This is a genomic window from Methanocalculus sp., from assembly GCF_029762515.1.
In the GTDB taxonomy this organism is placed as follows: domain Archaea; phylum Halobacteriota; class Methanomicrobia; order Methanomicrobiales; family Methanocorpusculaceae; genus Methanocalculus.
Window position 1 is genome coordinate 1 of record NZ_JARVGN010000058.1, and the last position, 7,854, is coordinate 7,854.

7 protein-coding genes are annotated in these 7,854 nt (G+C 42.0%); 3 read left to right on the plus strand and 4 right to left on the minus strand.

The window, feature by feature from the left end; genetic code table 11:
* From QCH34_RS03270 to QCH34_RS03285, 4 genes are all read right to left on the minus strand, one after another.
* Positions 1–306 (minus strand): hypothetical protein (locus QCH34_RS03270; protein ID WP_300330025.1); only part of this gene is annotated, 306 nt, incomplete at its 3' end.
* On the minus strand, positions 306–2,273 hold the full coding sequence (locus tag QCH34_RS03275; protein ID WP_300330028.1) for an SIR2 family protein: 1,968 nt from the start codon (positions 2,271–2,273) through the stop codon (positions 306–308). The genes QCH34_RS03270 and QCH34_RS03275, both read right to left, overlap by 1 nt.
* Positions 2,270–4,066 (minus strand): class I SAM-dependent DNA methyltransferase, encoded by a 1,797-nt coding sequence (locus QCH34_RS03280; protein ID WP_300330031.1) that lies wholly within the window; start codon positions 4,064–4,066, stop codon positions 2,270–2,272. Before QCH34_RS03280 ends, QCH34_RS03275 begins: the two co-directional genes overlap by 4 nt.
* Before the next feature lie 123 nt (positions 4,067–4,189).
* Complete coding sequence (locus QCH34_RS03285; protein WP_300330034.1) at positions 4,190–4,531, minus strand: hypothetical protein; 342 nt, start codon at positions 4,529–4,531, stop codon at positions 4,190–4,192.
* Positions 4,532–4,887: 356 nt separating this feature from the next.
* On the opposite strand from QCH34_RS03285, the gene QCH34_RS03290 reads away from it, so the two are divergent.
* The 3 genes from QCH34_RS03290 to QCH34_RS03300 all read left to right on the plus strand — a co-directional run.
* Positions 4,888–5,232: a hypothetical protein gene (locus QCH34_RS03290; protein ID WP_300330036.1), complete on the plus strand. Its 345-nt coding sequence runs from the start codon at positions 4,888–4,890 to the stop codon at positions 5,230–5,232.
* Positions 5,233–5,579: 347 nt separating this feature from the next.
* Entirely contained in the window at positions 5,580–6,698 is a 1,119-nt protein-coding gene (locus QCH34_RS03295; RefSeq protein WP_300330038.1) for a hypothetical protein, read from the plus strand.
* Between the two features lie 307 nt (positions 6,699–7,005).
* On the plus strand, positions 7,006–7,854 hold an 849-nt coding region (locus QCH34_RS03300), incomplete at its 3' end, for a restriction endonuclease (RefSeq protein ID WP_300330043.1).

The window sequence follows — 7,854 nt, forward strand, 5'->3', positions numbered from 1 at the left end:
CGTCGGCGTCAATACGAGGATGTCGGTCGAACAAATCCCATCGAAATCTGCCTTCACCGCTTTATCAAGGTACGGACGAAGTTTTCCGTAGAGCAGATCCCCTGAGTAAAACTTTGACTTGGTACTCCTGAGATCGGTGTCAAAAGCCCAAGCATCGAGTTTTACCGTCCCTGGTGTGATGTTTTCCAGCCCAACGAATCTATCCGTTCCCTCCCCTGAAGGCTGCACGCTTTCCTTCCTCAGTATAACGACGTCTCCGAGAGTGACGCTCTTCCAGCCGGAAGGAATTTGCTTTGCGATAGTCATCAGTTTTCATCTCCAGCCGCAATTTCCTTTTGAGATCCTACAACGTCCGCATTAATAACCTGCAGAGGGTTAAATTTTATATAAAGGTTCCCCGTGTCACTCTTCCATTTGATAACAAGATCTTGATCGTCACGTTCTATTGCGGCTTGGATCTCCTCTTTATTAATTGGCCTCATATCAAATCCTTCAACTTCAAAAGGAACTCTTAATATTTTATCAAATAGTTCAAAATCACACCATAATTCTCGAGAAAGCTTGAGAGTTTCAACATCTTCCTTTGATAAGGCTTCTCGGACTGACTCGGAGTTTGCAACAGTGATAGTAACATCAATAAGTTTCTCGGGTCGGCCATTGACAAACGACGATAACCATAAGATCTTCTCTTGCTCATCTACCGTGATCTCCTCAGGGATCTGAAATTTCACATGAAACCGAGATTGAAGATCACCCAAGTCATTATACATCCTGTATAAATCGTTGATTAAGCGTGTCTCAGCTGATGGTTCTGGAATAATTGAACTTTTAAGAACAAATGGTCCTTGGAATGAGGCAGATATTAACTCTATAGACTCACCTTGGGCCCAGGCATCAATAAGACCATAAATTTCGCGAGCACGATTGACATCTGATAGAATATTTTTCGCTTTGAAATTGATCTTTGCTTCACGCTTCACCCCTGACATTCGAATGATCAATATGAAGTCAGGATCGTCAATTTCAAGTTTCATAGATTGCTGTGAACCGTAGACTTTCGCTTTCAGATGGCTCAGTCTCAATTGCCGTTGTGTCGATTGAAGATCGACTCTACATTCTGTATTAGGGTGAGGTTCGATTACTAAATTCCCTGATTTTAGAGCCGATGGATCCGTTAATAAAATGCCATTATCTGTACCATTACAAAGTTTCAAATGAAGATCCGTTGCCTTGATAGTAACTGGATCACAACTTATGCCCGTAAGGAGATCAATCATTTCTTGGGATTTAGTCCCATCTTCTTTTTTCAATTTATAAGCTAATGTAAATCCAAAAGGTACCCCGGGATCTTTTGAAGAAACACTCACATGAGTTACTTTTTTCCCCTTACTTGTGTAAACAATTTCAACACCCTGCTGATCAAAAATCCCCTCTGATTTTACTAAGAGGGATGGTTTTTTCATCCCATCGACAAAGGCATTCTGTATTACAGTATTTGTAATATATTCTATTGCTGTAGCTGCATCCATCTCAATGAACTGTAAATTATACTCATTCAACCCTTCCCTTTTCTCTTCATCTACATTTTTATCGATAAAGAAATAGGGGTGTTTTCTGGATTCGAGTCGCCCATAAATGTCTTTGAGCATCTCCCTAACATTTGAATCCGCGACCGAGTAACCAATAAACACAACAGAATATTCTGCAAGCAGAGATTTGATCTTGCTCCAGACAATGGAATCACGGTCAAATTTTCTATAATCCTCTGAGGTTATGACAATGGACTCTGGATCAGACAAATCACCATGGATTTTTAACAGAATTGTCCTGTCTGGATAATCGGTTATCCCTGGCAACTCATCATCATGGGCAATACTGACAATATTATCGTCGTACGCATGCTCGAAGAGCGGATCATAATTTGTGGTTATAATATACTTTATTCTGTTAATGTGGGCGAGTGATTTGTGGGTCTCGATCCTTTCCGGCTCCTTACCATAACACTCTTTCAACAGATCGATCAAACTTTCTCTACCTTTAGCCTCAACATAACGATCAGCAGCTTCTTGCAAAGGTAGTGAACATGCCTTTTCTCCCAAGGCTGCTCCAAGAAGATCAGATAGTTCTGATCCTGTTGGATATCCCGCATAATGAGAAAATCCAGATCCAACCCAAAAGATCACTTTTTCTTGGCGTATCAACTCACATAACTGATCTAATTCCTTATTGGCAAAACCAGAAAGGGAGCTATTCGCGGGTGTAATTTCGCTCACAGAACCACCTCTTTATACCCGATCTCTCTCAGATAACCCTCAATCTTTGCATCCACGGCTTGTAACTCTTCTTCAATCTGCCTGATCTCCGCCCATGTTCCAGCGAGATCGATTTCATCCTTCTCCTGATTGGGGAAAACATAGAGTGTCACATTCAGGCTATAGTCATTTTGTGCGATCTCCTCGACCGGCACCAAGCGGGCGAAGCCGTCATCCTCTGCGAACTCCTCATATGCCGTAACGATCGTGGTAATGTTCTCGTCTGCGAGGATGTTGAGTTTGCGGACATTAGGATGTTTTTCGAACTGATTGGAGGCGTTGATGAAGAGCACCTTGCCCTTCCTCTCCTCGGGCTTCTGCCTCCTCAAGATCATAATGGCGCCTGGTGCTCCGGTGTTGTAGAAGAGCTTCTCGGGCAAGAGGATTATGCATTCCAGGAGATCATGATCGATGATCTTCTGACGGACCGCCTTCTCCTTCCCACCCCTGAATAAACAGCCGGTATCGATAACTACACCGACCCGCCCCGTCTCTTCCTTTGCCGAGGCCAGCATGTGCTGGACCCATGCCCAATCTGCACTCTGGCGATTAATAAAACCAAAGGAGTAGCGTTGTTTCCAGAACTCCCCCTTTTTCAGGATCGTCTCTTCATAGCCGTCCTGGTTCCAGGGCGGATTGGCAATCACAACATCAAACTGCTTGACCCCTGTCCCATCATCTTTCTTGAACTTTGGATACAGGAGGGTATCTCCATGCGCAAGATTCACGTTTCTGATGCCATGAATGTACATGTTCATCCGACCATAGGCAAGCGTTTGGGCGTTTGCTTCCTGACCGTAGAGGAAGAGTTGCTCTGCATCTTCGGGCCCATAATTCTCAACAACGTGCTTATGAGAGATGATCAACATGCCGTTACTTGCTGCAGCGGGGTCGTACACGCTTTCTCCAGGGTGTGGATCGAGAGCCTCAACAAGAAGCTGGATTACCTCGCGGGGAGTATAGACTTCACCTTCCTTTGCCTTCTGCGGAGCAAAATATTGCAGAAGCCACTCATAGGCGTCACCAAGGATGTCAGCAGAGACATCAGTGAGTTTTTTCTCGCTGAAGAGTTCCACCAGTTGGCGGAGAATTTCAGCATTCTCCCGGCTCTGAGTAAACTGTATGAAGTCCACAGTGTCGAAGACATCCCGCAGTTCAGGGTTGCGATTTCCGATCTCTTTAAGAGCCATTGAAAAGGTTTCAGGGAGCTTCTCGGTATCTTTACGCAGGTTTTCCCAGAGGTATTCTTCAGGGAGATCAAAACTGTGATACATCGCCTTCTTGGCTTCGGCACATGCCTCTTCTTTAGTATATCCATCCTCCAGCGATTCATCATATGCGGCTTTTGTCTCCATTTCCCATTTGTCACTGATGCGCTTCAGGAATAGTGGAAGGAGAATGAACTTGTAATCCACCCTGGTACGTATAATATCCGCCGCGCGCTTGAGGATGCGGGTGAGTTCGTCTCGGGTCAACCTCTCATCTGAAACAGAAAGAATTGCTGCAATCTGCTCCTCCCTGCCGATAAGGGAGTATATTTTCTTTCGTGCATCCTCGTTATCAGATCGCACATTGAGTAGACCGACCTTCCGAAGTTTTGACAGGAGGGCAGGGGGCTTGGTCTTGGTATCCTCAGTTTTACCCTCAAGGACTTTCGCAGCATCCTGAATCCGAAATTCATTCTTTTCGAACGCATCCCAGAGATATGAATATCCCTTGTCGACCCAGGCCGGTATAGATATATTAGATTCCATGCATCTACGTTTATCCTATGAATATTTATACCTATCGTTAATTGTATGAACATAGTTTTTGTATGTTTATGTATTTGTGAGAGGGGCCCCACTACTCTCACGATAGAATGGACAGAACTTGATTTAATGGCCCTCTGGCTCGCTATCTTCAACCGAACAAACGCAGACATAACGATAAAAGGGCAGATTTGAGGCATTCTGAATCGCGCCATCAAACGGATTGGCAAGACCCAATCCGGCTACATCCTCTTTGTCTATGTCAGGCAGCAGGTGATCGATAAGGACACCACCCTCCCGTGGGCGATCACTGGGTGCTTCGAGATCATCTAAAAGATCCATGAGGACACGAAACCGATCTTCACCACCCAACCGAAACTCGGTGCCGATGTTTTTCTCTTCAGGATAAAACTGAATGAGATAGAGATCTTCAAATCCCTGGTCGATTTCAAGCCCCTCATCCCACATCTGGCTTTTATCAGGAACAAAATGCAGTGGTCAGGTGATGTCAGAGGGCAAATGATGTGGACAGTTATCAATTGCATTCTAAAAATGCTCACTTGTGGCGCTCCACAAAGAACATCACCTAGACACTGCCGTTGCTCGATATGAAGAGCCACGATAGACGATAGGTACCCGGTTACCATCTCCATGTCACAGCTGCAAGGGGGTGTTGGTCGGTGGATCATCCGGGAGCCAGCGATAGATCGTAACTGACTGCTATCGTGCCGTGAATCGAAGGGACTTTGCCGCTCACCCAATTTTCAATTGGAGATACTGAATTAATCGAAAGGTTTTTTATATTTCGAATCCATCAGACGGTTATGAATATAATTCCCCACATACAAACGGGAAGAAACTTCGATGAACTATGCCAAAAAATTGGCAGGGAAATTAATAGTCGAAGGAAAATGTGCAAACAATTTAAAATTGGCATAACGACAGACATTAATAATCGAGCTGTTAGCGATGATTACTGGTTGGGTGGATATGATTATATGGTCGTATTATACAGAACCCAATCCAAACAGAGAGTTATCGATATGGAACAGTATCTCATAAAACGGTTTAAAAAATACAAAGAGTGTAAAAATATACGACCCGGTGGTGAGGGGAAACTCAAATGGGGGCCACCTTATTATGCCTATCTTGCAATGAAAATAGAGTAAACGACAAAGGACGATTTCGGTTATTCATAAAGTAAATAATCCTTCATGTGGAGCATTTAATATAGGGCGTAAATTATAAATTAAAATAAGAATAAAAATCAGATATTTGTTGATAATAGACAGTAGGTGACCAGATGAGCACTAACAAAAAGAATTACATACAGGTTTTCAATCCTCGTACTGAGAGATGGGTCAAAATTGATCGTGATGCAGGTAAAATCATAGCAAATAAAAAAAGTGAGGGGCCGTATAAAAATATTAAAAAGTATCGATCAAAATAATTCAACTAGGATCTGATTCTTTTGGTTTTAATATGCCCTAATTCAACAAGTGAATGTCAGAAAAAGATGCCATCTATCCCTAAGCAATGCTTTCTAATAATTTCCGATGCCGAGAATTCGAATAATATTGATGATAATGGAACTAAAACCAAAGAAAAATCACTTCTAAGGGTGAAAATTGATGAGGTTTTTAATTCATTTGGATATTCTGTTATTGATGCAATGAGTATTTTTGAATCAGGTGACAATTATTGTAAAATTTGTAAATTGATTTTATCATCTGCATTTGGAATTGCAGTTATTACAAAAGATACAAAGGAAAGATCGCTAAAAAATATTTATCTCGAAATCGGATTGATGATAGCATATGGAAAAGAAGTGATTATCATCACAAATGATCGGCAAAGCCTTGCATCCGATTTATTAGGTAAAGGAAACTTAGAATATCTAGATTTCATCGATATGCAGAAAAAATTAAAGAGTTGGTTAGAAAATTTCTATAAAGAGTCAAGTTACTATACAGATATCGCAGAGATTTATTTTCAGGATAGTGATTATGAATATTCCTTTGAGTTTTATAAAAAAGCTATCATGTATGGTGATGATACAGCCATAAGAAACCTAAAAGATAACTTTGGGAGAGATCAACTAAAAAAACTTAAGATATCAAATAGACTTCAAACAGAGATAAACAAATTTATTGATGATGTTGAGGCAATAAAAACTGGGCATAAGAAAATAGTTCATCATAGGAATATTCCATCAATTGCACTATCATTAACTGATCTCCCTGAAGGATGGTTTCAAGGAAGAACGAAGGTCGAGGGGAATTATTGGGAGCATACTTCAACTTTCAGAATTACCAGACGGAAAGAAGGATATCCAACAATTAAGTCAGTAATTTATCGTTATAATTCAATTGAAGGTGCAAGACTTGGTTATCAAAACGCAAAAGAAAAACAACAAACTGAATCCAATACATTTAACTTATATGATCCAAAAATAGGTGAAGAAAGTTATGGATATATTAGTAGATATCCCCTAGCACTGGTAATATTCCGAAGAGCAAATTTGCTCACTCGCACAGAATATGTGTGTGATAAAACCGATCCTAATTTTACTGAGGCTAGTAATTACGCAAAATTACTTGACAATAAAATTCTATCATGCTTAAAGACATTGTAAAGAGCAAATATGACGTTTAATGCCTCCTCGCTATTTCATATGAATTAGTTCAACTTCAGCATATCAGGCCTGTTGTGAATCTTAGGTATATATTCTGAAACAAAACGATCCAGAATGGCCAACATAAGAGTGAATAAATCCAACAACCTCATTTTACTCAAACAACGAATTCCCACAAACCATTCTTCTAATCACCCCCTAAAGACCGTCGAAGCCCCACACCACAACCCTCCAAACCTTTTTCCCATCACCCCCGAATATCCTTCCTCAGGAGAATACCATGCCCGTTCCCGATTATCAAACAATGATGCTACCTGTCCTGAGATGTATTTCAGATGGAAAAGAACACGAAAGGAAGGTTATTCGCAAGCAAATAGCAGATATTTTTCATCTTACAGACGATGATCTCGCTGAAAAAATACCGAGCGGTAACCAGTCTACCTTTGATAACCGAGTCGGATGGGCCATGACCTATCTGAAGAAGTCTGGTCTACTAATAACCCCTCGGCGTGGAGTTGCTCAAATTAGCAACCGTGGCAAAGAGGTTTTAAATGAGAGGCCTGAAAAAATTGATGAAAAATTTCTTGAGCGGTTCGAGGAATATCGTGATTTTAAAGCTCTCCGGCATGAGAAGAAGGGTGGCGAATTGAGAGGCAGAGGTGAACAGGATAGCACACCATTAGTACTCACACCTGATGAAAATATTCGCAAGATTTATCTCGAGATCCGGAACCAGCTTGCAGACGAGATTCTTGAGAAGGTTATGGAATGCTCCCCGAAATTCTTTGAGAAGCTTGTTGTGGATCTGCTTGTGGCAATGGGCTATGGCGGCTCACGGGAAGATGCAGGGCAGGCGGTCGGAAAGAGTGGGGATGACGGTATCGACGGGATGATCAAGGAGGACCGGCTTGGTCTGGACGTGGTCAACATACAGGCAAAGCGGTGGCAGAACACCGTTGGCAGACCGGATATACAGGCATTTGTCGGGAGCCTTGCGGGGAACAGGGCAAAAAAGGGCGTTTTCATCACCACCTCAAAATTTTCAGCTGATGCCTATGATTATGTCAGGAGAATTGAACAGAAGGTGGTTCTCATAGATGGCAGGCAGTTAGCCGAATATCTGATCGATTTTGATATCGGCGTCTCAAAAGAAGCG